This is a genomic window from Spirosoma pollinicola (assembly GCF_002831565.1).
GTDB lineage: Bacteria > Bacteroidota > Bacteroidia > Cytophagales > Spirosomataceae > Spirosoma > Spirosoma pollinicola.
Window position 1 is genome coordinate 8,092,082 of record NZ_CP025096.1, and the last position, 26,964, is coordinate 8,119,045.

Here is a 26,964-nt window from a genome sequence, read left to right on the forward strand (position 1 = left end):
TTTATCTATTTAGCCGTTCCACTTTGCTCTCTGGTTAACTCATCCAACAAGCTGGTTAACCGTTGCATCAAGGGAGCCAACTGTTTGATTATATCGTTGGTCTCCTGCACTTCCTTTTTTAACTCAGCGGCCACAAACAAGCTATTAATTCGTTTGACTACCTGGTTATGCAAGGTGTTTACTGATCGTATGTCCTGCCGGATTTGCGTTAGTTGAATGATGATCGTGTTGATATAGGTAGGGTCTTTACTAGGCGTACTCGGTAGGGTAGCAGAGGTTTCCAAGGCAAAAATTACCTCCTTGGCGAAGACACTAAACGACTTTGTTTGACCCGCAGTGTAGATTTTGTGAATCCGGTTTAACCGGATTTGTTCGGCTTCGGTGGTTGCGATGCACTTTATTTTATCAATCTTTTCATCAGCCACCTTGCTGGGTCTACCGCCTTTATTTCGTTTTTTTTGCTGATCAGCGTTTGAAGTTTCTGATTTGGTGACCATATTTTTTCCTGCTTTGTCGCCTTTACCTGCTTTTTCTCGAATGAATTCTTCCTACAGCGATGTGTTAACTCGCTGAATTGACTCGAAAAAGCCCGGATGCGTTAGCGTAGGGCTTTTTTCGCTGGAGACCCCGTAGGGCAAGACCGTTTTCTTAGGAGCAAAACGAAGGCGATAGCCGGAGTTTTGTTAATAAGAAAACATATCTTGCTCTCTTCTCACGAAGAGGATTTCTGGCGAAGATAGGCGACTTTTGAAATAAAATATAGTTTATATAAATAAAATATACATTTAGCCTTTTGAGCTTATTTAGTTAACCCGGTTAGTAATAGCTATAAGTACTAGCACCATTATAATTCAGTCTTATCAAGTGGCCGACTGGTGACTGGCAAGTATACATCGAGTATGTAATGTCAACACAAAATACCCTATCTTTCACTTCAATAACTCATTAATAAACAGATATTTATAATAATAATCAATAGTACCTGCGGTATCACGGGTAAGCGGGTATACTGGACAACGGTACTTAGGGTTTACAGGACTACGGGTAGACGGGTATACAGGACCGCAGGTTTACAGGACTACGGGTAGACGGGTAGACGGGATATAAGGTTAACGGGTGAGCGGGTTATAAGTATGAAAGGTAGACGGGTAAACGGTACTGCGGGTATACAGGACTGCAGTACTGCGGGTAAGCAGGTAGTTAACTGATTGATTATATGACTTTTATACTATCAGCTAATTTTATAAGAATAAATAGATGAAATTTTATATCAGTTTAATTAGGTTTTGTTTTTCACAATTTCAATATATTTGTCAAATCACTATTTAAATTTCATTTAACTATGAAACAAACAAAAGTAATTGCCTTCTCCTCTCAGAAGGGAGGAGCTGGCAAAACAACCCTAACTCAATTAGTGGCAACCTATCTCTTCTCTCAACAGGTCAAGGTGCTCGTCATTGATGCTGACTTTCCCCAGCACAGTTTTTCACGAAGTCGGCAACGTGATTTATTGCCCTCAATAACCAGTGCGGATTTACTAGCATCTATGGCCGAACTAGGGATTGTTCCTTATCCAATTGAAATCATGACGATGGATGATTTAATTCGCGTGTTGCCGCATATTAGAACCTCAACTAATCTCGATGTAATTTTTCTGGATTTACCAGGCACGCTCAACGTCGATAATTTTGCGTTACTGGCCAAGCAAATTGATCAGGTTGTTATTCCATTTGAACTGGAGTTTAAATCGTTTGTGGCCGGCATGGATACTATAGATTTTTATCAACTCCATAATTCAGCGATGCCAATTAGTGCTATCTGGACTAAGCTTAAAACGCCCCACAAAATTAAAGTTAAAGAGAAGCTCGAAGCTGCTATAAAGGAAAAAGGGATATACGTTTTTGAGTCGGTCTTAAGAGAAGCGGGAAGTTCAATTGCCGAGCAAATATCCACCATCTTTCCTCTAAAAAACGTTGCCCAACCTATTGTGGATGAACTGATGAATAAAGCCCCTAACCATGCGGTAATTAATTCAATCCATACGGCAACCCAACCCGTTCCCTAAGGCCATTTAATCACAACAACTTATGGCAGGTAATCGAAAAAACGCCTTAGATGACTTGGCTGCAGGATTCATGTCGACTCGCCCGCCGGCTTTTGACAAATTTCTCCAGCAGCCTACTATCACCTTGCCTACTGAGACAATTTCCGATGGCCAGCAACGGGAAAGCAGTATGGATGAAACGCCCGATAGGTTTGAGCAGGTTCAGGAAGAGACTCGAGTTGAATCCGAGAAGCCAGGGAATGATCACTCAATTATTCATCCTGTTCTTGCAAAACCAGTAGAATCGGTCAAATCAATTAGTGGTAAGCAGACGGAAGGGATTGCCATCTCGAAAAAGCCTGCTTCCACAACCGCTAAACCAAAAAAGCTGGCTGGACCTTATGAAGAAGGCTTTTTAGCCAAAACTGATCAGCATCCATTCAATCCAGGGGATCAACGAATCTATCTTAAAAAAGCGCATGCCAAAATACTGAGTCGATTGGTCCTGTACTGTGAACATACAGATCGTCGGATTAACCTTCAGGCAATAGTCGATAATATTTTGCATCATCATTTTGAGCAGTATGCCTCGGACATCAAGCAAATTGACCAGCAGCTATTGAGCCTGTTAACCCAACAAATCAACGATTAACGCCCTACTGCTATGTTAATAGCCTACCTGTTATTTATAATTGGCGTGATTTGGTTAGCCCAGATTTTGCTAAAAAATCGTCTGGAATTTACTCTGCCTAAAGTACGGTGGCAGTCCGGTCCCACTTCTGGTGATCCGGCTAAAGCAGACCAGCTAATACCTGTCGCCCAGCCAGTCGAGGAAGTATCATTATTGGGTAAGTCAAGAACGGTGTTTGATGTGTCTCAACCTGTCAAAAGTATTGCCCCTCCCCCAGTGGAAAGCCAAGGTATTCAGGAACATGAACTTCTGGAAAATCCCGACGCCTCAACTAAAAACTCCTCGACAACCGAATTCACCCAGTTCGGGGATGAGCCGGGTGAGCGAGCGGGCGATCAGCCAGATTATTCTTTTAATCCTGATGCTACAGAATCGGACCCTGACTCAACCGAACCAGAAGATGGAGACCAGGATGTTGATGATAAATTGATAAACGGGTCAGAAGGAGTCGTACTCAACACGTTTAGTGATCAACTCAATTCGTATCCTGAAGGGGAGTCATTAACGCAACCCAATGAATTTGTGATTCCGCTTGATTTACCGACAGAGGGAGATAACGGAATAGAGCAAGTTTCGCTGGACGAGTTAATAGACGAAGAAACGGCCGCAACCGACGTGCCGCTTGATAAGTACTTTTCTCAGCTCCAAACCGTGGAATCGATACTAGATGATATCCGAAGACAAGTAAGACGAAAACAGTCTAGACAATCAGTTGAAGAATTATGTACTCAATTCACTGCCGTTCTTGGATACTATGGCATGATCAACGATAAAAACGTAGTTACCCGGTTAAACAACGTCCTGAAACCCGAGCAGCCCAGTGATTACGCCCATTTATTCATGCAGGTGCAGCGTGAGAGTATGGGCCTGGAGGAGGAGGAAGGCGAAGTGACCGATATGGTCGATGAAGCTGCGTACGTTTAGTGTACTAGATTGACCTACTTGTTTTCGAAAGTTTAAAAAAGTTTTTTTGTGTGTTCATTTTAATTTGTAATTTAGTTCGTCAAAATAAATTTTCAACAACAATCAATTTCTATTTTCATGAAAAAATCAGTTTTCCTTAGCAAAAACGGTCGTGTTTTAGCGGCTACTTTGGCACTCGTGTTGGTGACTGTTTTGCAAACGTATGCCTCTGGAACCGTGAGTTCTGCTTTAACTGGAGCGGATACGGAGATCCGGGCCTCTTTTGCGCCTGTTTCCAAGATTATGCTCGCTGTTATGGCTATTGTAGCTGTTGTTGGCGCCATTGCCGTGTACGGTAAATGGTCGAATGGTGATCCAGATACCCGTAAATCTGCGGCTAGCTGGTTTGGCGCGCTCATCTTTGCTGGCCTAGTCCTGTTAGTTATCAAAGCAGTTTTCGGCGTAGCTTAATTTTTTGAGCGGTCGAAATGAATTTTAAATTAATTAATCAAAATTCATTTTCAGCACATGCATACCAACTGGCACCGCTACACTCCGTCGCTTTTGCTACTAGCCTTACTACTGATCATCGCCCTACCCGCTGTGGCGGGTGGGGCTGATGTTTCAAGCGCCACGTTACAAGTTTCGGACGTCTATAAAAAATTCAAGCCTATAGGCATGTGGGTAGCGGGGATTTGTGCCGTCATCGGCGCAACTGAGGTATTCTCGAAGTTCTCGCATGGAGATCATGATGCAAAACGCTCATTGATCATTTGGTCAAGCGCCGTTTTTATTACTGCACTTTTTCCTTCGGTACTTGATGTTATTTACCGTCCTCATTCATCGTCTGAACTGGCTTTTGAATTAGGCACTTCGAATACAGCAATCCGAAACGGGTGGTCCCATATGACCAAAATCATGTTTACCTTTTTTGGCATTTACGCCTGTTTGGGAGCAATCGCCGTCTATTCACGGTGGCAGGCCGGCGATCCTGATACACAACGGTTAGCGCTTTACTGGATTGGTTCTCTGTTTTTTGGGGGCCTTGTTTTAGGAATTTTAGAATCAGGAATTTTTGGTACCCTCTGAGTAGATCATGTACAAAGTTAACAAGGGCGTTGATCGTCCTCCGGAAGTGATGGGCATCCGGGGTATGCAGTATTTAACAATCCTCGGGGCGGGGGCCGTCATCATGATTATTTTGACGGCCATTATCTGCGGTATTTCGGGCCTTACTCCTATGTACGGTTTTGGTATTTATTTGACCCTGGTCATGGTTTTGTACACGAAACTGGTTGGCTTATCGAAAAAGCACGGTGAACGAGGATACAAAAAAAATCAGGCTCACAAACGGATGCCGACACTAATTACTGCGCGCGATTCGTCGGTTTACAAGGCTTTACGCCAATCGACGAAGAAATAAGGATGTCCTCGGTTTGACATCGCTTCAATGAAATCTCAAATGCAATATGGTGTTTAAAGCAACAGACTTACTAAAAGTCTTTCCAATTAAATCCGTTTACCACGATTGTTTAATATCTGGGTACGGCGATATCACTGTCGTATATAAGGTATCGTTACCGGAAATTTATACGTTGACTGGCAATGTACAAATGCACGGCCGGGACCGGTTGGAAAGCGGGGAGTTTAAGGATCTGATTCAGAGTTGGGAAAAGGCGATTAGCGTCTTACCGGATAATGTGATTATTCACAAACAAGATTGGTATACGGAGGAAAAGTATAAGCCAGATTATTCGGTTGATAATTATCTTGATCAGGCGGGACAGCTACATTTTAACGAGCGCCCTTTTTTGTACCACAATTGCTTCGTCAATATTACCAAAACACATCCAAACCGAAAGGATATCTCCTCCCTCCAGACTACGCTTGCCACGGGAAAGATTCTCCCCAGAACAATTACGGATCGAAAGGTTCTAAACGAGTTTTTTTCTAGTCTGGAGCAGTTTGTTTCCATTTTAGAGTCAACTCGCAAGATCAAGCTAACCCGGCTGCGTGACGACGACCTCTGCGGTGAAACGGGCAAACCCGGATTGCTGGAACGCTACATGGGTTTAGAAATGCGCGATCCGGTTGTTCCTCTCTGCGATCTTATGCGCGATCCGGAATTGTCATTAGGCAATAAGTCTATTCAGTTTTATGGACTAACTGACGTGGATGATATGCCCGAACAAGTGTATACATTCTCTAAAGTTGATGCACTTTCTACCGAAAATTCAGCGGTTTCCGTATGTTTTGCTTATCCGGTAAATCTAATGCTGAAAGTTAATCATGTGTATAATCAGTACATCTTCAAAGAGAACAAGCATGATATACTGCCGAAACTAGAGCAGCGGATGACCCAGATGACGGCATTGTCATCCTTCTCAAAAAACAATGAATCGAATGCTCGTCAGATTACCCAGTATTTGGAATACCAAGCTGATACGGGCTACCCACCCGTTCGAACGCATTTTAATGTAATGGTCTGGACCAATGACCGGTCGTCGATGCACGCGATCCGGAATTTAACAACCTCTGCAATCGCTAAAATGGGTATTCGTCCCCGTGAGAGTTCGGCGGTTGAAGGAATGAGTTTATTCTGGGCAGCCATTCCTGGCAATGCTGCGGACCTGCCATCGGAGGAGAAATTTCAAACGTTTATTCCCCAGGCTTGCTGCATGCTGAATCAGGAGTCGTTGAACACTGATTCTCTTTCGGAGAAAGGAATACGCCTATGTGAACGGGTGTATGGCAAACCAATTATTGTAGATCTTTCAGATTTACCAATGGATAAGGGGATCATCACCAACAGGAATAAATTCGTGATTGGCCCTAGTGGCTCCGGCAAATCATTCCTGACAAACCATTTGGTTCGTTCTTATTTAATGATGGACTCCCATGTTGTCATTGTCGACGTAGGAAATAGTTACCTGGGATTATGCCAGATGATGAAGGGGAAGTACTTGACTTACTCACGGGAAAAACCCATTCATTTTAATCCTTTTTACATTGATGGACGACGGTACCCTGAGGAGGAGAAAATTGAAGCCATAAAGGGGCTCATCACTACGCTGTGGAAAAAAGAGAACGACCCCATATCTATGGCGGAACAGACACTAATCGGGGAATGTGTCTTCAGTTATTTCCGACTGCTCGACGCAGATCATAACATAGAGCCTTGTTTCAATACTTTCTTCGAACACATCAATACCGGTTTCAAAAAAATTCTGGATGATAAGAAGGTCAACTTACGAAATTTTGATTTTGACTCTTTTCGGTTATGTCTGGAACCGTATTACATGGGTGGGGAATATTATTATCTGCTCAACTCGAAAACAAATCTTGATCTGACTAACGATCGGTTTGTGGTCTTCGAATTGGATAATATCAAAGATAACAAGGTCCTTATGCCCATAATCACGATTATCATTATGGATACCTACATCACCAAGCTTCGTACACTGGAGGGTATTCGTAAAATAATGCTAATCGAAGAGGCATGGAAAGCGATTATGCGGCCCAACATGGCTGAGTATATTCTGTACCTCTATAAAACGGTACGGAAACATTTTGGCGAAGCCTGGCTCGTGACCCAGGAGGTCGATGATCTAACCTCATCGCCCATCATCAAGGATACCATTATTAATAATGCGCCCACCAAGATACTGATGGACATGCGGGAATATGCCAATAAGTTCGATAAGGTGCAGGAATTTTTATCGCTGACGCCTAAGCAAAAGAACCTGGCACTTTCCATTAATCGGGATAATCGGCCCGGTCCTATATATAAGGAATTTGCGGTTTTTCAGGGTGATCATTGTGCAGTCTATGGACTAGAAGCTTCTGCAGCCGAAAAGTACGCCTTCACCACCGAACAAACGCAAAAAAAGAAAATCACCGATCGCGTGCTTGTTAACGGTGGAGACTGGGATTCAGCTATTCGTCAGCAAGTGGCTATGGACAAAGATTCACTTTAGTAATCTTAATCAGCTTATATCATGAACGTAATTAGTAAACGCTTCTTTTCGCTGGCAGCGGGATTGGCTATTCTTCTGGCTCCCGGAACAATACTGGCCCAATCCTTGCCGAATCAGTTGACCCCAACTGGTGGAGGCTCTTCCCTGCAGTCCGAAATTGAATCCATTTTAGGGGAGTCAGAACAGGATATCATGCAGGGCATTAAAGATGCTATTATCAATATGGCTATCGGTGCAGTGGCTGATGCCTTAGGCGTATCGCCCGTCAAATCAGTAGAAAAGCTGAAGGACATGCTAAAGGATGCTCACTCAAAACTGCAGAAAATAAATTATCAGCAGTACAAGGTTGGTTACGAAGAGAAACGGGCGGCTACTACGCTGTCAAACGGGTTTGTTGATTACTACAATAATTTAAACCTGAAAGGGGATCTCGACAAGCTGGTTAAGGTGAAGCAGGGTGTCAATAAAGTCGTGCAAAGTCGACTCTTTACCGCTAGTGAACAGTCCGTAATGAGTCAAACGCTGAGTGAACTGGCAAAGACGGATGACATCGTTGATGACGTAAAGACAGCCTGTAACTTATCGAATTCGGGGGAAGTGTGGATGTCCGATGCCGAGCGTGCGAATGTGCTCGACGGCGCTAAGGAAGAAATTTCGGACCGCTTAAAAACGCTCATGGCCGTCAGATCTCAGATCGTGAATGCGTATGCCTACCGGGTGCGGCAATTAGCCCATAATACCACCCTGGGCAATCTATACGATAAGAATACAACGCTCAACCGTACGATCGGTATTGCACCTAAAAGCTATTAATACTACTTCGTCGTAACCTAACATTCGTATGAAAGCGAACATAAAGACAACACTGGTCTGCCTATTGGTAACAGGGTTAAGTGGACCACCCCTCTGCCGGGCGCAAAATACTAACATTCCCGCTCCCAATACACTCTACAATACGTCGACGGGTACAGGCTGGGTCACCCGTGAAATTGACAATCTGTTAAAAGCCGGTCCTGGAGAAATGATGGCTGGCATTAGCGGGTACGATCTAAACGTAGGCGATTTAATCAGTGAATACGTAGAGAAAGAAATCCGTAAAGCCATTGCCGAAGCGGTGGGTGAAGCGCTGGTTTATGCCCCGGTGGGGGTACCGGTGACGATGGAATTGTACGATGCCTTTATCTCCGAGAAAAACAACGAATTGGCGGAAGAGATTGACAAGGTCAAGCGCTTGATGAAGGACGCGATGTCACGTAACATCAAGTCCAAGTATCAGGAGTACGCAGTGCAGTACGAAAAATTCGCTTCCAAAGCTCGTCAGGGTGAGGCCATTAAAAACAGCATTCGAAATGCGGGTCTGAAACAGGATATTACCACCCTGTTCGGCGACTTCGCCAAGGTGACAGGTGTATACTACTACCCTTCCTCGAATCAGAAAATTTTTGAACAGGGTGTCGATCCTTCCCTAACGTTTGCGATGACGGCGGCTGCTATCGACTTGAACAATGGGGATGCGCTGAGGTCAAAACAAGCCTTGTCGTCAGCGGAGTTTGACCCCTCCGACCGGACGTCGACCGAACTGGTAGCGATGACTCCCTACGAACGGATGAAGTTACGTCAACAGGTGTCAAAAGAAGTGATGAAGCGCAAGCGGGCCTTGATGGCCATCGTCGCGAGCTCTAACGCAAACATGAAGTACAAGTTCAGAAAGCTGAATCAGAAAAGCTATTCCCAGCAGATCTCCCTACCCTCCACTAAACTTTAACCAGAGCCTATTACTCGTATGGATTCAATGGAGAAAGCGTTAGCTGCCGTACTCGAATCAATGGCCGATGATTACTCAACGTTTATTGATTTAGGGCAGGCTATTGGCGGTCTTGGATCGCTTTTATACATTTTCTACCGGGTGTGGGCGCATTTGGCCCGGAACGAAAAGGTCGACATATATGGTCTGATGCGGCCATTTGCCATGGGGCTTTGCCTGCTATTCTACGGTAATATTGCCGGCTCCATCGTTACCCTGTCGGGTTACCTTAATGAAGGAACCAAGCCCCTGGTTACCTCCAAATCTGCCCTGGTCCAACAACTTAACGATCAAAAAGACCAGGCCTTGGAACAAAAGAAAAAGGATATCATCAATGTCAACCCGGATCTGAATGGTGATGGTGAGTTGACTATGTACGAGAAGTTGATGGATTATTTACCGGCGGGTTCGATAAGTGTGTATGCTTCAAATGCAATATCCTATGCTATCCAGAAATACTTTGATGAGTTTCTCTTAACGCTGGGAGAACTGGCTTATAACGTGGCGTCATTAACGATTAAATTTCTGATGACGTTTTTTTTACTGGTTCTCCTCATCATGGGACCTATTACGTTTGGCTTAGCCTGCTTCGAATGGTTTTACGGGGGGCTGGCGGCCTGGATTAGTCGGGTGATCCACTTACTGCTTTGGATACCAATTATCAACGTACTGGGCGGCATTCTGGAAGAAATTCACATTGTCATGCTTAAAGCGGACATCGTTCAGATTGTCAACACCCCTAAGGATTCATTCTCGTCTTCCGACTTCGGCCTGATCGTTTTCTACATCATCGGTACTGTAGCCTACTTTATGGTACCCAAAGTAGCTTCCTGGGTGATTGAATCGGCGGGGGCTGATTCAGCCGTGAAAAGTCTGGCAGGCGGTGGTCAGGCAATGGGTGCAGGTACTGGCGCCGTAGTTGGCGCGGCCACCGGTGGCGTGTCCGGCGTCGCCAGAGTGGGTTCATCCATACCATCTCCGGTTAGTTCCATTTAACTTTTTTAACGCTTTAATCAATCATTTTCATTATGGAAGCACCAAACTTTAAGTCCCTCAAGGATATAGACACCAGCTTTAGCCTGATGCGTTTATTTATGCTTGTGGTTATTATCGGTTGTCTGGGATTTTCCTCAGCTATCAGTTTCTGGGCGTTTGATGCCGTTGAGAAATCCCGGCAAAAGGTTTACGTGATGGATGGGGGCAAAAGCATTATGCTGGCCATGGCTCAGGAACACAATATGAACCGTCCCGCTGAAGCTCGTGATCACATCCGCGTGTTTATGAAAGCTTTCTTTGAACTGGAGCCCGACGAAAACCAAATCAAAAATAGCATTAAAGAGGCTTCTTACTTGGGGGACGAATCCGTCGGGCGGCTGTATAAAGACTTGTCCGAGAAGGGCTATTACCAAAACCTGATTCAGGGTAATGTGCATCAGAAAGTCGAAATTGACAAGAACAACATTATAGTAGACTTCACGCAGAGCCCATATAAGTTTCGGGCTAAAGGCCGGGAAATTCTAATTCGGGAAACGACAATAACCGTTCGAAATCTGGTCGTTGAAGGCTACCTGATTGATGTTGCGCGGACCGATAACAATCCCCACGGATTTCAGATCGAACGGTTTCTGCCGGTTGATAACACGGACATCGAAACGGTTAACCGAAATAACCAGAGCACTTACTAATGAAATTACACCTGCGCAATCCGGTTCATCAATTGGCTCTCATTCGGCGGTACAGCCTGATTCAATTCACGCGCTGGATAAGAGTGTGGGAAAAACGACCGCTGACCCAGCGCAAACGAGAGGTCTTGCTGCTCTTTGGCAGTTTGTTTTTGGTCTTGTTGGCGAATTTAAGTCAACAGTTAAAGCCTTCTCCAGCGTCAGCTAAAGAGTACTCCCCAGCCCGGCCAGCGGACTCTACCGCGCACCACCAGCTTTATATGAACGAATTACATACTCACAAATTAACGCCTACCCGCTAAGTCCCTATGGATACGCAAGAAAAAAAATCAATCAAGGATTTGTTCCAGGACAAGAAATTCCTGATGAGCCTTCCGGTGCTTTTGATTGTTACCAGTCTGTTTCTGTGGTACGTACTGAAAGATGATACCTCGTCGGCCGTTACTAACCAGCCCGTTTCAGCTATAAATAGTACCGTCCCTCTGGCTCGAACCGATACCTCCCATGCTAATAATCGGCTGGATCTACAGCAACAAGCGTTGGACCGCAATCCAAGCTCGGAAACCGCCATTGCTGCTGCGGGTAAGGCCATGAACCCAACCGTACCAGGTGAATTAGATGGGTATATGTATGGGCAGAAATATCGACCTGTTCATGATCCAAAAGCCCTACGGCGTATTGATTCCACGTACAACCCCGCGACTAGTCCCAACGAAGTATCGGCCGGCTATGGTCGGGGGAATCCGTCATTGCCACAGTCACTCCGACCAGGTGGATCTCGGTCGTCTGTTAATAGACCTCCTCTTTCGGAAAAGGATGTAATGCTCGCTGACGAACCATCCGAACGTCGGAGTACGGTGTCAGCTGGTGAGGAGGAGCGTAAGAAGGCGGAGTACAAAGAAGCCCTTCGCAAGCAGGAGCGGTTAACGGGCTTACTGGAGCAATACAACCGGGATAAAGCGAATCAAAAAACTGCGGAGGGAGAAAAAAGAACTGTTTACAAAGTTGATCAGTCAGAAGTAATCAGTTCACTGAACGGCCGCTCAGAGGGGGGCAATACCTTTTATGGATTATATTCTGAAGATCAGAAAAAAAACGAACGCCGACTACTGGAAGCTGAAGTCGGTACCATTCGGGCAATGGTGTACGGAAATCAGGATATAATGAGCGGTAGCCGAATCAAATTACGGCTGCTACAGTCCATTAAAGTAAGGGGAGTTGTTATTCCCGAAAATACACTTCTGTTTGGAATAGGCAGTTTCTCTACGCAGCGAGTCCAGATAAAAATTACGGATGTGGTTTATGAAGATCATATCTTTCCCGTTAACATGACGGCACTCGACATCGACGGGATCGCCGGCGTGTATGTACCCGAAATTCAAGGGTTGCCCGAAGCCCGTCAAGCCCTGGGTCAGAGTGTAGGCAATATCAACATGAACACCTATGGCGCAACAACTGGTAATGTAGCGGCAATGGCCGGTGCATCCGCAGCTCAGGCCGGCATTCAGGGCGTTCGAGCCATTGCAACGAAAAAGACAACGCTTCAGCGGGCTCATCTGAAAAACAACCACATTATTTATCTGCGTCAGACGGAAACTCCGACCACTACCAATTCAAATTATCAGCAGGCTCCCCAAAATTATCCGGTGAATCGCCCGCCAAATGGCTATCCAGCGTCTATCAATACGCCCGGCGGTCGATACGATTATTCATCTAACCAGTGATTTTTTTGATCTAATCAAAATAAAATTTCAATAAAAAAACTAAAATTTATTTCGGACTATGAAGATTTTCATCATTAATGTATTCCTTTTCGCAGGTTTGAACACCGCGCCGGTGTTTGCCCAAACAGTTTTCCATAAAACGGTAGCTGATACGAGCCAATCAGTGCCAGCCAAGGCAGTCGGGGAAATGCCGTCAGTACCCTCCCCTATTTCGACCATCATTACTCCGTCTGCCCCAGCGATACCCATTCAGGAAAATAATGTTGTACGCTCGTATTACGTGGAGCTGCCCTTCAACAAGACGGTATCGGTCATTTTCCCTACCACGATTCGTTCTGTCGATTTAGGCAGTCGGGACATTATCGCTGACAAAGCAAGTGAGGTTGAGAATGTTCTGAAGGTCAAGGCTACCCGCAACGGTTTTAATGAAACCAACTTCTCAGTTATCACGACGGATGGAAAATTCTGGTCATTCGTGGCCAACTACAACGAGCAACCCACGGTGCTGGCGCTAAACCTGGCGGCTAACACGCTGACGGGTGAAACCATCAGTAAATCGGCCAGTAACGTATTGATCAACGGATCGGATCCCAAAGGCGGTATCATTCAATTTTCGGGTGTCAACGCTACGCAGTCTGAGGTGGTCTATAACTGCACGACGATTCTTAAAAAGAGCCGTGATATCCGGCATCTGGGCATGGAGGCCAACCGCATGGAAGCAACCTTGAGGGGTGTGTACGTCAAGGACAATGTCATTTATTATAAAATGAACATTCAAAATAAGTCTAACATCAATTATGACGTAGACTACATCCGATTTTTTGTCGTCGACAAGACGGTTGCTAAACGCTCATCGCTTCAGGAAGTAGAAGTTTTGCCTTTCTACGTCTACAACGATGCAATCAAGACAATTAAGGGGCATATGGCCGTCGAGCGCGTATTTGCTTTTCAAAAATTTACTATTCCCGACGAGAAACGGATTTTGGTCATGGCTGGGGAGATAAACGGGGGACGTACCCTCTCGTTTGTCATCAATAACGAAGACATCATGAACGCTGATAAGCTATAATTATGAACCTGCGACTCATTCTATTCAGTTTCCTGCTGGTGATTTCCTTTCACAAGGCCTTTCCTCAGCGTCATATCAAAGGACAGCTGGCCCTCACGCCTTACGTAGGCATCGTTGATAAATTTCCGGCAAAACCCCTCAACGGCGATGGCCAGGGTTATGCTGGCGGTATCGACCTGGTTCGTTACACCAAAACCGAAACGTATTGGAAGGTTACCTATCAGTATGACCGGAAATTTTACCAGTTTTTTGATGACCGGCTGATGACAGAGCGGCATCTGCTTTCCTTCGACTGGGCTCCTATCACGTTTCATGACCTGCGCCGAAACTACTACATCATGCCTTTGATTGGGGCTAATGTAGGCGTTGAGATGGTCAATCGTAATAACCTGGAATTGGCCCAAGGTACAATCCTGAATAGGTCGACGGGCACGATGGGGCTGCAGACGGGTCTGGAGGGAGAACTATACTTTCTGGAACGAACCGCGTTGTTTCTAGCCGTTTCGGAGCGGTGGTTACCTTATTCAGAAGTTGGCAGCTTTCGTACGTATGGTACGATCGGAGTACGATTCAGTTTTTTCAAACATTAAGCCCTTACGCCAATGCGACCACTCTTATTGTCCCTGCTAGTAAGTCTACTCATGCTGAGCTGTAATACGGATTCTATTACTATTCAGACTCAGTTTCCCTTTACCATCACTAATGAACCGTTGCCAACGGCCGTTAAAGTTGGTGCACCCGCGACGTTTGGCATCACCATTACGCCCGAGCGACTGACGAGCTTAAGCCAGTATTCGCTACGTTGGCGTAATCAAACGGATACGCCCGGTACGCTGTATATTGATTATACCAGTGTCGTCGAAAATAAAGCAACCGCGCTAAAAACGCTAACACCCACCTTGCGCTTTACCTCGTCGGTGGCCGGCTCCAACAACTTTGAGTTGATCATTACGGATCAGAATAATGTGAGCCAAACGCTCAATTTAACCGTGACGACCAACGCCCAGTAACCATCTGATCGTATAAGTTTGACCTGGTTGGTTGTCTTCCTTTTCATATATAACCCATAGCGCCATGCCCGAAAATCGCCTGTATCTATTTGATGAGTTACTGTTTTACGCTTTTGACCTGCAGCGTGATCTCGACCGTTTGAATACGGAAATTGAGCAGTTGTTCCTGAATGACCTATTGATTAGAGCCAGAGGCTTCGGGTATGAAGCACAAAGCGTGCAAGACGAAATTGATTTAACAAATCAGGTGTTAACTAAAGCCAACAAGCCTCTTTCCCCATGGACATTTTTGTTCAATCCATCGACCTATTATAAAGAGCAAAGTCGCCTTGAAGGGTTAGCTTCTTGCGAAGCACGACTGAGTCAATTGTACGGCCTCTCGATGAAGCACATTAACGAGTCAGGCGAATTTTTAAGTAAATCTTCCCGCATCAAAGTGCTTATTAATGATGAATTGATTCAGCTTAAGTATCAGCGTTTTCAAAGTCTTTATAGTGCCTTAATCAACGATTCACAACCCAACGCGTTGACCTTCGTTTCCCAAGGCGGACTTACATATTATAGTAGATGTATTTTTACCTGCCTAAAGGCCATCACCTTACAACCAGAGCGATTTGCCTTGTTAACTGCGCTTCCCCTTACGGCACTGATTCGGGAAGATAGGCAATTAGATGAAGAATTATGGGAAATCAATCATCAGGTATGGGAAGGAAGTAACGATAAATTTGCGCGAATGACAAACCAGGCTTTACTCCTGTACCAACAATTGTTTACTGCCAGATATGAAGCTGAAAACTGGTACACTGGTTTGCTTACAACCACCCATTTTTATACATCGGGTATAGCACAAACCTTTTTAAGGCCAGCGCTCAAGCAGCTGCAGGAAATTTTAGAAATACTGCTCTCGAACCAGGTTGGAAAAACAGTCGCAGAAAACGTACTTATTGAATCTTTTGGTTTTCCAACGGCAGATATTTTACAAATGGAGGTTGACAATTTTTAAACCTGGATCCATTATCTGCGCTTGTAGGTTCGAATCAGCGCGAAATGAATTATAAAGTCAGCGTGCGTCCGTTGACTTTTTTTTGTTTTTTCCCTTTCCATACCGGGCGCGATTACTTTCCTGAACCAAGGGATCCGGTTCAGCAATAAAGTGGTCGGCGGGGTTGGCCAGTCTGATCAGGGCCTGGCCATATTCTTCTAACCGAGTGACAACGGCGCTTATTTCACCGGGAGTCCAAAGGGCATAATCAAGTACCCGGAGAATAAATTGATTATAAGAGATTACGGCGGGACCCTTCCAGGTTGTAACAATTGCTGGCTGTTTGGGAGTTTTATCGAACAGAAGCTTGAGTTGAATTTGAGTTGCTAGTATATCATCGGCTAGCCGGCGCCGAAGTTTGTCATATTTAATAACAACTGGTAAGCGATCTTCCAGCGCTGGAGTTGCTTTCACAATGGCAGCTACTTCTTCCATCGTAAACCGTGTGTGTCCATTTCGTTTATTCTGGTAAGCGGCCATCGATGCCCATTTGTAGGCTTCAAATTCGTAGTAGGATGAGTTAACCAGCAGCGACCTTAGATCTTCCTCTAGTTGAAGAAATGACTGAGCAACCTCCAGGTAATAATTCGTAGACAATCGATTCATTGAAACCGTATGGGTAAAACAAATTGACCCGAGCACGAGGGCCTGGGTCAATAAATGGGAATTAGCTGTCAACACCTTCCAGTCACGTTCGTGTACACCAACGCCTGAGCAGCGAGCGCCAGCCAAATATAAGTCGTTAACCCTGACTAACGACGCGACTTACGAGGTACATCCGGTTTGATAGCATTTACAACCAAGCTGATAAAGCCTGTTACAGCTAAAAATCCACCGACGGCAAATAATCCAAAGATAAACATAACGGTACGAGATAAAATACTATTGAACTTAATCGAAAGATACACAAGCCTACATCAACTGTCAAGCTTTAACGCTCATGCAACGCATTTAAGCCCTCCATTTACTTCCCCTCACTCCTACTCCTTTTTTTGAATTCCTTCCCCCTGAGGCGCTAATAAAGAATAAGAAAAGGTAATAAAAAACCCAGCCTTTCGGAGCTGGGTAAGCTTTGTAACGTCTAGCAGAAGCACTTTTCTTATGGGGCATCATTATAATGCTTCCTAAAGTCAGTTTTTTGCATTGGAGACGCCCAAGGATCGATCACCCATGTGAAGTTTTATGGTAGTAAGCTGGTCGGTGGATGGCCACATAGCCGTAGCCGACACAAACGTATCGATCAACATAATGTAATTTTTCTTACTTGCTCATAGGTGTAACGACTTTAGTAGAACTACAGTTTCAAATAATTAAATAATAATTCAATTATTTGAAAATAATATTTTTTAGTTATCCATCAAAAAAAGCCCTCGACAAAGGGCTCTCTTTTTAATGAAATTACTTGCGAAAGTAATGGATGGTATTAGTAAGGGGTAAACTTCAGAAATTAGTTTGAAGTGAGATTCATCCATGTCAACACGCCCGTTAGTTTCTTTGACGAAATATTGAGGTCCTTCACCATACTATTTTCAGATGTTATTTGATAATGCCATTTTCAAGATTACTGATAACTGCAAATCTGCACTGGCGTCAACCGTTATTATCATTAGGACTATACCTAGTCCTAGCCACTTCCAACACAGTTTGCGAAAGGCTATTTTCTCCAGTTCATCCAGTGGAATATTCATGTAGATGTATACCAAGGCAACAGGAACAAACATCAGAGCTACCAATAAAATGAGCATAGCTATTCCTTGCATTAGCACAACGACTTGGTTCGCCTGGGCCATAAAGCCGAGTACCAATGCTAAACTAAGTAAGCCCACGAACGGTGCTAAATAGGTAAAAAATGATTGTATTAATTTCATAAAAAGTAATTCCCGCACTTGGTTATTGGTCATGGCCTACGCATAGGTCATTTTCCGTTAAAGAATTATCAAAATCGTACGATGAACTGGTTTTAAAGTCAAATATTCCTAATTCTGGGTGATTCGCTCAAAAAACATGGGTGCGTACTGACTGACCAGATGGGAAAAACATTGTTTGGTTTTATGACCTTTAGTAACGGTTACGTACATGAAGTCTTTTTCAACAGTCCCTCCATCATTGGCAAAACCAATCAGGCTGGCTACCAGCTGTGCATTGGCAATATCATCCTGGCTTTGCAGGTAGTTGCTCTTGTCCAGTACACCTGCCTGGGCCAGCGTTTTTAAACAATCCAGACCAATCACATACTGATCTCCCGTAGTAGTCCGAACTGTCGCTTTGTTGGCTATCTGTCGATTACAGTTATCGCAGCAGTACCAGTCCGAATTAATACCTGTAATAGAAATTGACGTGACTGCGTACCGGTTACTGAATTTCAGATTACGTTCGATGAGCCTTTTCATGCGTATGGATTGATTACGTATTGTACTGGTAAAACTCCAGGTTTGGTCAGGATAAGCCGTTGGGTTCATCCCGACCAGTCTCTAACAACTACGCTTCCTGAAGCTCCGGCTTCTTGTCGAGATACGTAACCGCTGCGCTTTTAACAATGAGTTTTGCCGTTGCTTTCCCTTCACCATCCAGGTAAGCATCAGCTACTGGTCGGCCCTCGACAAGCACATGGCGGCCTTTGGTTAGATATGGTAGTTGTTCCGTGCCCTTCAGCTGCACCTCTACCCATTTGACACGCTCTACCTTTTCCTGATTTGTAGGATTGGTATACGACTCATCTACTGCCACTGAAACAGACGTGAATGGGTTTTCGGACTCTACGGATTTAGCATTGCCGATGTAGCCCGTAAATGAATAGCGATTTAAATTATACATAATCTTAGCTATTTAGTGATTAATTATTATTGCTTTACTAGATTAAAGATACAGGTTATTGGACTGACGAACAAGCGATTAATTGAATAACACATACGTTATATTTGCTCTCCTTCCCCTTAATCCCAGTGATTGAAAAGAGATGTTCTAACTATTTTTTAAATTCCGAAATAAAATAGTGTAGTAAAAAAGCACAGGTTACACTCAGTATAGGTCACAAAACAACCACCCTGCTTTTTAATCAAGGCGGCTTATTGTTAACCTGTATAACTGATGTTACGCCAATTCCATCGCTGTCTGTTGGCTAAGTTGATTTTTTAAGACATTTAGCTCGGCAAAGGCCGCTTGCATAGCTTTGAGGTATAACCGGCCTTTCAAAGCAAAATGGTTCACATGAGCGGTCAGCCGCAAACGCTCTAATTTGACGTAGGCGCAAATGCTGGCAAACAAATGGTTGATTTGAGTGCGGTGAGTGCGCGTAGGTGACTTTTCCAACGACGCATTCTGTTTGAGCGATTTGTGGTACTCCTCGATGCCCCACCGTTTTTGGTAGGTTGTTAGGAGTTGTCTAGCTAGCTAGACATAAGACAGCTCGACAGCCATTTCCTTGAATGCTTCGTCAAACACACGTCGTTTAACCATGGTCAAATTGAAGTTTGGCCTCAAATCTGCCTAAAAAAAGTCTCCAGTCAAATGTAGCAAGTTCATTATTTAGAAACGTCTTTTTAATTGATAAACAGAGCATAAGTCCAGACTAATTGAGGAAAACCTAAAAAAAATCATTTATGAGTAAGTCCCCTAGGCCACTACGAGCCTTTTTAATCATCGGAGCCATTATTTTAGTGATTTTACTGGTTAGTTCGCTACTTAAGTACGAGTCATTAGCGGCTTCCATTTTACGCTGGATTGATCAGCTTAAGGCGGGAAAATAAGGCGTAGCCGGGTGGCCCCTCTCTAACCAGGTACTTTTCCCACTAGGCATTAACCGGCTAGTGGGATCATCACAGGATTAATTGATAATTTACTGGATCATTAACAAGCGTATCGTATGTCTCAGCGTCAAGATAAGAATCGCTTAATCGCCCTGGCTCTACTCCTTCTTGGACTGCTGGCCTTGGGAGTCTACTGGTGGTCGTAGCCGATCCTTTGAAGAGAGTAGACTCGCTAGGTTTACTAGCTATCGAGTTAAGCATAGTCTGGCAGTGGAGGGGCACAATGAAAACAAGCCGGTAGTACAACCGCGGGAGAGGCCCCGGATAGCTTTAGAAAATGGGGTAAACTAATCCGTCGCCAAAGTCTCCCGGAACGTTACCGCTCCAACCCTATGCGTTTACTCAGTCATAGATTTTGGTAGTTCCTTTGTGATTCGTGGCAAGACGATAAGCATCGTTGGTCGGACGGGTATTGATTCAGTTTCAAACCGCAACTGTCCGTTTATCATTTGTAACAAATTAATAAATTGGCGAACCCAAGCTGCCAGTTCGTCAGTGACCTCGCTTACTTTCTCCGGTAAGCTCCATTTACTTCTCTTTAGTATGTTTACTCCATGAATCGACGCATACGTCTCGACGACCTTGACAATACTCCCTATAAAGAGTTAATTCAGGCGCTGACCTTACAGTGGGTTCGTGCCGAGTTACCAGCTCAAGCACTTACCTATGCTGACTATCAAACCGACATTGGTGTCCTGCTACTAACCACCCAGAACACAGATCGGACAACGGCAATTTTTCAGGCGGTTCTAGCTCAAGCCATCACCCTTCAAAAAACAGCGGGCTGGGTAAAGGAAGAACTCAAATTTGAGGGAATGATCGAAGGGGCTGACCGAGCCGATTTTTTGCGATTCGAACTTCAGCATGCGGCTACGATTAATGATCAGCTCTTAGATAGTTATAACGAGCGGATGAATCGATTTGCCACCCATAATGGATAGGTCACCTAGATCGGCTGCCACTAATTACAGACCCGAATAAAGAGGAATAGCAGGGTTTTCGTGAACGAAAGCTCAAAAAACCATTTTTGCACTTTTTATAGATAATGGAAATACATATTCGAGCTGTTTAGGATAATATCTAATTGTATGATTCCTATTAGCCTAGAATAAACTTGGCTAGCCTGGTACATGAATCATTTCCCTCAACATTTGCTTGGCTATGACCCCTTACCAATTGTTTTACAAACTCATCTCATAAAACAAAATAAGGCGTTGATTAATGAGATGGCAATATAAGACAGCAACCATTTTCTAAGAACATCCTTATTATCCTAATAAGGGTTATCTCAGAAAAACGGGCGTTTAAAGTGACAATATATTTTTCTAACTTAGTACAATGGCTGGTGAGCTGTTTAAGTAGCCTACAAGTCGATATAAAGAAGGCCACCAGAGTCGCTCACCATACTTTGATCCTTGAGAAATCGCTGCGGTAGAGTTGGTTGCCAGACTCAACGGGAAAACTTTCATAAAAGGCAGGGAAATTGCTCAAAGTACCATTCACCCGAATGTATTCCGGTGGATGAACGTCGCTTTGAACGTTTTCCTTCAAGGCTTTATCAGAATAGCTAGCCCGCCATTGCTGAGCAAACGCTAAGATAAATCGTTGACTAGGGGTTAGCCCCTCCAGTGGCTTACCCGCCTGGTATTGATCCGTTTGCTGAAAGGCTTCATAGCTAGCCAGAATACCCGTCAAGTCAGCCATAGTCTCCCCCACGGTGTTAGCGCCGTTGAGTGGGATATTATCCAACACCTTGTAGCTATTGTACTGAGTGATGAGGGGGCTAATTTTCTGAGTAAATTTAATCGAGTCCGCTACCGTCCACCACGTTCGTTTAACACCATACACATCGTAGTTTTTGCCTAAGTTGTCCAAGGCGTGGGACAGTTCGTGGCCAATGAGCGTACCAATGGCCCCGTAATTAAGGGCATCGTCTCCCTCCGGGAAATAAAAAGGAGGTTTCAAACTGCCGGCCGCAATGATAAACCCATTATAGGCTGGCTCGTAGGAACTGGCGATGCTCCAGGGGGGACGGCGCCAAGCGGTTCGGTCTTTCGCTTTACCAATCGCCTGCAAGTACTTCCGCCTTTTCAACCCAAAGAGTTGATGATAATTGGCTAGATAGTTATCCGTCGTGAAAGCCAGACGCATGGATGCCACCGTGTCAGGGTAGCCAATCTTAATCGAGAGGCTACGCATCTTCTCGATGGCCATTTGTTTGGTCTGGGGAGCCAGCCAATCCACGGCCTTCAATCGAGCCGTGAAGACATCTCTGATCCGATTAGCCATTCGATAGAGCCTGGCTTTATCGGTTTGACTCACCGAATGGCGGGCATATAAATCACCGAGTATATCGGCTAAACTATAAGGGTCGTAATAATCCGTCAACAGATCCATCACTTGGCGCTGGGGATTATACGGCATCTGACTTCCCCATAACGCTTTCTGAACATAATTGTAGTGGGTTCGGGCCATCTGAGGGCCTAGATAAGGCATGTTATAAAGCACAAAATCGGCCTCTACCTTAAGTTTCCAATCCGGCAAGGGTATAACCGCTAGCAGCTTGTTTAAACCAGCGTAGTAGCGGGGGTGCTCCACCGAGATGGGTAGCTCCGGCGGGATAGTAAACCGTCTATAAATTCGTCGCCAGGGCAGATTAGGAAATAAGGCTACTAACTGATCGTAGCGGAGCCGACGAGTCGATGTAGTCGAATCACTGTAGGCCGCCAGCTGTTTTTCAACGGCTAGTACACGGGCTGCGTTCTGTTGTGCGGTGGTCGGGTTGTATCCTAAGTAAGTCCAAAGGGTCGCCAAAAAATGCAAATACTCCTCTTGTACTGCTGGCTGACTCATCGAAGAGGGCTGATAGTATTTTAGGGGTCTAATCAGCCCGGCCCGGCCCAACACCGCTTGCACGATTCGAGTGGTGTCCACATCATCAACGGCGTAGAGACCCATCAATCGATTGGTTGGCAGTTCGAGTTGGTCGGCCAGGTAGTGTTGTAAGTCGGTTTTGGTACGCAATCGCTGAATGAGCTTTAAGTGCTGTTGTAACGAGCTTCTGCTTTTTTGGGGACTGAGCAAGGAATCTACACCGCTGGTATAAAAAGCATAGAGCAATCGACCCGCTTGCGTGTGGTTGTACTGACCAACGATCACCTTGCTGAGCAAGTCGTTCAACAAGGCGTCATTCTGGGTAATCAATTCGGTCAGCGCTGAGATGTAGCCCTCGGGTGGAATCGCCGTACGCTTACCCCATCGTCCATTGGCGTACTGATAAAAATTATCTCCAGGCGCATACGCAGAATCGACGGCCAAGGGCCCCACGAAATGAGGCCCTGTCGAAGGAGCCTGTGCCCTAGCCCAATGCGGGGCAAAGGCAAAAAATAAAGCGGTTAATACGCTGCAAAGCGCCCATCGATGAGGAAGCATAGAACGAACATAAGGGGACCGTCAAGGAAACCCAAGTCAAATTGCCTGCCCTTTTAAAGCGTAGTGTAGTCTATTTCTATTGTTTTACTTTTTTAGGTTTGGTTTGTGGAAAGAGTTACCAGGAAAGGATGTCTCGTTTAAATTGGCAAGCAAAAAAGTGATCGTCCCATAAAATGCTCTAAACGCAATATACTTTTATCCTCATGTTTTACTGGTAGAATTGGCTACTCAGATAGTTGTAGCTCAAAGCGCAGTGTTCTACAACATGACCCGCTTGATCCAACACTATTAATACCGTTTCCCCTTTTCCACCACCTTGGCTCAAGTGAATCCGAACATATTTCTTCTCACCTAAACTGATATGATGCGCAATCGTCAACCGCCGGGCATTGCGCCTGACAAAGGGCCATTGCATCCTGGCCCGAATAGCCCCAGGAAGATGGACGTAGAAACGATGCTTGACATTCCTCTGATAGAAACTGGAATCCGCTTCCCCTTCGGCTTGGATACGCTGCTGAACCCGATCTAGGTTAGCTACACCCTGAAGCGAATAACATTTACGGGCAAAAGGGGCCAGCAAGGTAGCGTCTTCCTCAACCAAGCCTGTCGAATAGGCCGTTACATCACCATACGCTTTTGACACCAGCAAACTGTCGGCATAAAAATCTAACGCCAATTGCTCATAACACCGGGTTTGCTGGGCTAACTCGGTTTGGTGAGTTTGTAGAAACGTAAAGGCTGTCTCCAAGCCGGGATCAGTGCCTTGCTGCATATCGCTGCGGTGGTGAGTAACGGCTAGATCAACGGGTACGCCTTTAGCTTCATAACTCACCCGCTTGGCGCTCACGGTCTGGCCATTGGATAAGGCTACTTGCCAGCCGTTAGGTAGCCGATGGCCGAACATAGGAGAAAAGATACCATTGCTGTTTTCTCCGATCAGTTTCACGTAGGGCAGTTCTTTCAAATATAGCGCACAGTGATCACCGGCGCTGATAGTGGCACCGCTGGTCAAGAGCACCGTCGGTTTGAGGAGTTGTTTTTCTCCTTTGGGCGCTACGTAGTAGGCGGTCCAGGGGGTATATTCCTGCTTGGATTTACTAATCCGGGTGCGGCCAAAGCCCACCAATTGCTTTACCTGGATCAATCGACCTACCAGGGCCTCCAGATAAGCAGGCGATCCGCCCCCGTTGATACGAACATCCAGAATCAATCCTTTAACGTCCACAAAGGAGTCAACCATCTGGTCTAGTTGTTGGCTGAAGGTGGCCAAAGGCATGCCCCCAAAGCCATTGAGCTGAAGATAGCCATAGTCCTTCGAGCGGCAGTAGCCGCCGATCTGATAGGGTGCGCTCCGGAAGGGAATCAATGGTCCAAATCCCCGCTCCCGTAGTTGGTCCAAAGTGACTTGGTGAAACTGGGCTTGTAGAGCCTTGGTAGGGAACTGCTGATAGAAGGGAGAGTATTGCGCACTGGCGGGTAAATCCCCAGTGGGTGAAATGGCCACGTGCCCGTCTTGAAGGGGAGCGACCATCGCCTGAAAGATAGCCAGTAGTTGGGCATCCGTGGTGGCCGGGGTAACCTGTCCTCGAAAGCGTTGATATTGTTGCTGCCAATCGAGGTGCCGGGTTTCAAAGTGGGCGTAGTGCTGCTGGAAGAGTTGCCAGAAAGCCTCGAAGTTCCGTTCGGGGCTAGTCTTGGGTAAGGGGTTAGCGAGGGAGAGCGCTTGCCCTATGTAACACAGGATGAGCAGGAGAACTACCTTCATAAACGTATTTGGCTGTAGTTTGATAAGAAGCGGAGCCGCGAATTGATTTAAAAGTAAGTAATTGCTGAGTAAGAACCCATACCCCTCACGTTGTAACTGAGCGTTACGAATTCTCCTGGAACGCTCCTAAGTGAGACGATGTATCTTTCATGTATATTCTTCCAACATGACCACGCCCGCAAGTCGTACGCGACTCCGAAGTAAATCGTGATGCTTCGGATGTATAAAGCGGCCCAATCCGATCTTCAAATAGTATTTTACCGTTATTTGAAATAAAGGGAAGCTAATCTCACGCTTTTTGAGAATTTGTACATTTCATAGTAACCGTTCAGAAAACGAAACCTTTTCGTGAACGCTTTTAGGTAGTAGTAGCAGGAGTCAGACTATTTCTTTTGCCAACAGAAAGCGTTCATTTGGCCAAGGGTTTTCCTGAACGATTTCAGAAAGAGCCTTTAAACGTTTATAATTTATTAGTTTACAACCGTTTATGTAGTTCAATTATTAATAGCGTAAGGCCTTTAAATGAACGATTTCAAGACGAATTAATCACGAATATGGTCTTGCAGCGTTATCAATTTTTTTGGGAAATTTGAAAACCTGCTTTAGTGTAAGATATCATTGTGATATGATGAATTTATCTACAATTGGTGACGAATTGGTAGCAGGCTAAACTAGCATGTTCGAAAAATTACCCCAAAAGTAAACGCTGAGCGCTTGACACTATGGATTCAAAAATGGTACTAGATCCTTCTGAACGAACTGGTTCGGTTTCCAGCCATTAAATTGGCTAAAGGCTACATCTGCAAAACTGTCCATCGCCGTGCCAACTGCAAGGTTAACAACCGCATTGCCTATTTCAGGCTGCTTCGGCAAAACAATAGGTGTTATTGCTACAGGTGCTGTAACAGATAGAAACTTTAAAACTTTGTAAAAAACGCCATCTGTGAAGACTTTTGCGTTATTTTCCTTCATATACTCGTTGACAATAGAGCGATAGTCTTCATCATCAGGTATGGAATGGATCCAGTGCCTAAATTTTCTGGATTCTTTAAATAAGGGTATGAATTCGTCGAATGAACGCATACCCTGATCGATGGCATCTGCAACTGATGGGCAGTCCGTAATTACGTGTTCATTAAATTGGGTAATAGCTTCTTGATTATTGGGCTTATACTGATCCAGATCGAGAATAGCTTTCTGGACAATTGGGCTGTTTGAGTCGTCAGCAGAGAGTTCAGATTTAAATCTTGATGATACATCAACATCCTCGATGGCATCCGACGCCCTCATTAAAAAGGTGACACCAAAGTCGGAATGCCCTGTGATGCCCTGACTCAGCAGGTCTGTTTTAAATTGTTGGAGATTAAAGTTTGTCTCCGATTCAAAGGTAAACTTAGTCCCTAATTCTTCAGGAGCATTTCCTTTAGGTACTTCATGTAATCGAAAAAACAGATTAAGCGGAATGGGGTAATTTGGAATCACTTGGGACACAATTTCACGGAATGCTTTCGTAGTGAATTCGGGCATCTGTAAAAAGCCATCGATCAGACTATATTCATGCTCAAATAGATCTAGGAAGGGCATCAATTGCTTCACATAAACATTGCATTTATAGGAGTTATGGTAAATCTTATATAGCGTCTGATAAATAATTGATTCCAACGTCAAGCCCACCTGAGTATATACAGCGTAATTTAATCGTAATGTTCCAGGTGTTTGATTAGACCCGAATGAGGCTAATCGAATGTGAAGCTTTAATGCTTCTGAGGCAAGTAAATACCTCAGATTATCGATACTACACTTTCGAACCAGCTCTTCGAATTCGGAGGGAGATATTACTGCGTTCACCTGTCCATAAAACAATAGACATTCAGCTAAGTGACCGGTAGTAAAGGGCTGTTTAAGGTTAGGATGAACACGACGGTTGATAGCAATGGACTCAAGCATAGTACATGGAAAACTCAGAATGGAAAATAATTATTTCGTTTACTCGATCAGATTGGACCTAATTTGGT

Annotated in this window: 27 protein-coding genes and 1 pseudogene; 19 read left to right on the forward strand and 9 right to left on the reverse strand. The window is 44.9% G+C overall.

Annotated elements, in window-relative coordinates:
- Positions 1–5 precede the first annotated feature (5 nt).
- The gene (locus CWM47_RS34200) at positions 6–497 is read right to left on the reverse strand and encodes a plasmid mobilization protein (RefSeq protein ID WP_100992998.1); all 492 of its coding nucleotides are present in this window, start codon (positions 495–497) and stop codon (positions 6–8) included.
- An 845-nt stretch (positions 498–1,342) separates the two neighbouring features.
- Between CWM47_RS34200 and CWM47_RS34205 the strand changes: the two genes are divergently transcribed.
- The 17 genes from CWM47_RS34205 (at position 1,343) to CWM47_RS34285 (ending at position 15,907) form a co-directional block, all read left to right on the forward strand.
- Positions 1,343–2,065 carry a ParA family protein gene (locus tag CWM47_RS34205; RefSeq protein WP_100992999.1) on the forward strand — a complete coding sequence of 241 codons (723 nt, stop codon included), beginning with the start codon at positions 1,343–1,345 and terminating at the stop codon, positions 2,063–2,065.
- 22 nt (positions 2,066–2,087) lie between these two features.
- Positions 2,088–2,696 (forward strand): DUF3408 domain-containing protein, encoded by a 609-nt coding sequence (locus tag CWM47_RS34210; RefSeq protein WP_100993000.1) that lies wholly within the window; start codon positions 2,088–2,090, stop codon positions 2,694–2,696.
- 12 nt (positions 2,697–2,708) lie between these two features.
- Complete coding sequence (locus tag CWM47_RS34215; protein ID WP_100993001.1) at positions 2,709–3,659, forward strand: hypothetical protein; 951 nt, start codon at positions 2,709–2,711, stop codon at positions 3,657–3,659.
- 117 nt (positions 3,660–3,776) lie between these two features.
- Positions 3,777–4,109 (forward strand): DUF4134 family protein, encoded by a 333-nt coding sequence (locus CWM47_RS34220; protein WP_100993002.1) that lies wholly within the window; start codon positions 3,777–3,779, stop codon positions 4,107–4,109.
- 57 nt (positions 4,110–4,166) lie between these two features.
- Positions 4,167–4,727, forward strand: a complete 561-nt coding sequence (locus tag CWM47_RS34225; protein WP_100993003.1) for a DUF4134 family protein — start codon at positions 4,167–4,169, stop codon at positions 4,725–4,727.
- A 7-nt stretch (positions 4,728–4,734) separates the two neighbouring features.
- Positions 4,735–5,061 (forward strand): DUF4133 domain-containing protein, encoded by a 327-nt coding sequence (locus tag CWM47_RS34230; protein ID WP_018622902.1) that lies wholly within the window; start codon positions 4,735–4,737, stop codon positions 5,059–5,061.
- A 46-nt stretch (positions 5,062–5,107) separates the two neighbouring features.
- On the forward strand, positions 5,108–7,615 hold the full coding sequence (locus CWM47_RS34235) for a TraG family conjugative transposon ATPase (RefSeq protein WP_100993004.1): 2,508 nt from the start codon (positions 5,108–5,110) through the stop codon (positions 7,613–7,615).
- 21 nt (positions 7,616–7,636) lie between these two features.
- Positions 7,637–8,428 (forward strand): hypothetical protein, encoded by a 792-nt coding sequence (locus CWM47_RS34240; RefSeq protein WP_018622900.1) that lies wholly within the window; start codon positions 7,637–7,639, stop codon positions 8,426–8,428.
- A gap of 28 nt (positions 8,429–8,456) precedes the next feature.
- Positions 8,457–9,380 carry a hypothetical protein gene (locus CWM47_RS34245; RefSeq protein ID WP_100993005.1) on the forward strand — a complete coding sequence of 308 codons (924 nt, stop codon included), beginning with the start codon at positions 8,457–8,459 and terminating at the stop codon, positions 9,378–9,380.
- Between the two features lie 18 nt (positions 9,381–9,398).
- A complete protein-coding gene (locus CWM47_RS34250; protein WP_157816146.1) occupies positions 9,399–10,415 on the forward strand; it encodes a hypothetical protein in 1,017 nt (338 codons plus the stop codon).
- 32 nt (positions 10,416–10,447) lie between these two features.
- The gene (traK, locus tag CWM47_RS34255; RefSeq protein ID WP_093831988.1) at positions 10,448–11,104 is read left to right on the forward strand and encodes a conjugative transposon protein TraK; all 657 of its coding nucleotides are present in this window, start codon (positions 10,448–10,450) and stop codon (positions 11,102–11,104) included.
- Positions 11,104–11,403: a hypothetical protein gene (locus tag CWM47_RS34260; protein ID WP_100993007.1), complete on the forward strand. Its 300-nt coding sequence runs from the start codon at positions 11,104–11,106 to the stop codon at positions 11,401–11,403. Before traK ends, CWM47_RS34260 begins: the two co-directional genes overlap by 1 nt.
- A gap of 6 nt (positions 11,404–11,409) precedes the next feature.
- Positions 11,410–12,825, forward strand: coding sequence for a conjugative transposon protein TraM (gene traM, locus CWM47_RS34265; RefSeq protein WP_100993008.1), 1,416 nt, complete (start codon positions 11,410–11,412; stop codon positions 12,823–12,825).
- Between the two features lie 58 nt (positions 12,826–12,883).
- The gene (traN, locus tag CWM47_RS34270; protein WP_018622894.1) at positions 12,884–13,894 is read left to right on the forward strand and encodes a conjugative transposon protein TraN; all 1,011 of its coding nucleotides are present in this window, start codon (positions 12,884–12,886) and stop codon (positions 13,892–13,894) included.
- Between the two features lie 2 nt (positions 13,895–13,896).
- Positions 13,897–14,484, forward strand: a complete 588-nt coding sequence (locus CWM47_RS34275; RefSeq protein WP_100993009.1) for a conjugal transfer protein TraO — start codon at positions 13,897–13,899, stop codon at positions 14,482–14,484.
- A gap of 12 nt (positions 14,485–14,496) precedes the next feature.
- The gene (locus tag CWM47_RS34280; protein ID WP_100993010.1) at positions 14,497–14,904 is read left to right on the forward strand and encodes a TraQ conjugal transfer family protein; all 408 of its coding nucleotides are present in this window, start codon (positions 14,497–14,499) and stop codon (positions 14,902–14,904) included.
- Positions 14,905–14,968: 64 nt separating this feature from the next.
- Positions 14,969–15,907, forward strand: a complete 939-nt coding sequence (locus tag CWM47_RS34285; RefSeq protein WP_100993011.1) for a hypothetical protein — start codon at positions 14,969–14,971, stop codon at positions 15,905–15,907.
- Positions 15,908–15,964: 57 nt separating this feature from the next.
- Here CWM47_RS34285 and CWM47_RS34290 read toward each other — a convergent pair whose 3' ends face one another.
- The 5 genes and pseudogenes from CWM47_RS34290 to CWM47_RS38500 form a co-directional block, all read right to left on the reverse strand.
- The gene (locus CWM47_RS34290) at positions 15,965–16,552 is read right to left on the reverse strand and encodes a hypothetical protein (protein WP_100993012.1); all 588 of its coding nucleotides are present in this window, start codon (positions 16,550–16,552) and stop codon (positions 15,965–15,967) included.
- Positions 16,553–17,475: 923 nt separating this feature from the next.
- Positions 17,476–17,847, reverse strand: a complete 372-nt coding sequence (locus CWM47_RS34295; RefSeq protein ID WP_100993013.1) for a hypothetical protein — start codon at positions 17,845–17,847, stop codon at positions 17,476–17,478.
- A gap of 75 nt (positions 17,848–17,922) precedes the next feature.
- Positions 17,923–18,336, reverse strand: a complete 414-nt coding sequence (locus CWM47_RS34300) for a hypothetical protein (RefSeq protein WP_157816147.1) — start codon at positions 18,334–18,336, stop codon at positions 17,923–17,925.
- Positions 18,337–18,424: 88 nt separating this feature from the next.
- Positions 18,425–18,760: a single-stranded DNA-binding protein gene (locus CWM47_RS34305; RefSeq protein WP_100993015.1), complete on the reverse strand. Its 336-nt coding sequence runs from the start codon at positions 18,758–18,760 to the stop codon at positions 18,425–18,427.
- A 276-nt stretch (positions 18,761–19,036) separates the two neighbouring features.
- Positions 19,037–19,330 (reverse strand): annotated as a pseudogene (locus CWM47_RS38500) (transposase); the annotation flags it as partial.
- Between the two features lie 215 nt (positions 19,331–19,545).
- On the opposite strand from CWM47_RS38500, the gene CWM47_RS38505 reads away from it, so the two are divergent.
- The gene (locus tag CWM47_RS38505; protein WP_157816148.1) at positions 19,546–19,692 is read left to right on the forward strand and encodes a hypothetical protein; all 147 of its coding nucleotides are present in this window, start codon (positions 19,546–19,548) and stop codon (positions 19,690–19,692) included.
- Positions 19,693–20,306: 614 nt separating this feature from the next.
- On the forward strand, positions 20,307–20,693 hold the full coding sequence (locus tag CWM47_RS34310) for a hypothetical protein (protein WP_100993016.1): 387 nt from the start codon (positions 20,307–20,309) through the stop codon (positions 20,691–20,693).
- 457 nt (positions 20,694–21,150) lie between these two features.
- On the opposite strand, the gene CWM47_RS34315 is transcribed toward CWM47_RS34310, so the two are convergent.
- The 3 genes from CWM47_RS34315 to CWM47_RS34325 all read right to left on the reverse strand — a co-directional run bounded on the left by CWM47_RS34315 (position 21,151) and on the right by CWM47_RS34325 (position 26,896).
- Positions 21,151–23,184 carry a M13-type metalloendopeptidase gene (locus tag CWM47_RS34315; RefSeq protein WP_100993017.1) on the reverse strand — a complete coding sequence of 678 codons (2,034 nt, stop codon included), beginning with the start codon at positions 23,182–23,184 and terminating at the stop codon, positions 21,151–21,153.
- Positions 23,185–23,392: 208 nt separating this feature from the next.
- The gene (locus CWM47_RS34320; protein WP_100993018.1) at positions 23,393–24,949 is read right to left on the reverse strand and encodes a S41 family peptidase; all 1,557 of its coding nucleotides are present in this window, start codon (positions 24,947–24,949) and stop codon (positions 23,393–23,395) included.
- A gap of 720 nt (positions 24,950–25,669) precedes the next feature.
- The gene (locus CWM47_RS34325) at positions 25,670–26,896 is read right to left on the reverse strand and encodes a hypothetical protein (protein ID WP_100993019.1); all 1,227 of its coding nucleotides are present in this window, start codon (positions 26,894–26,896) and stop codon (positions 25,670–25,672) included.
- Between the last annotated feature and the right edge of the window lie 68 nt (positions 26,897–26,964).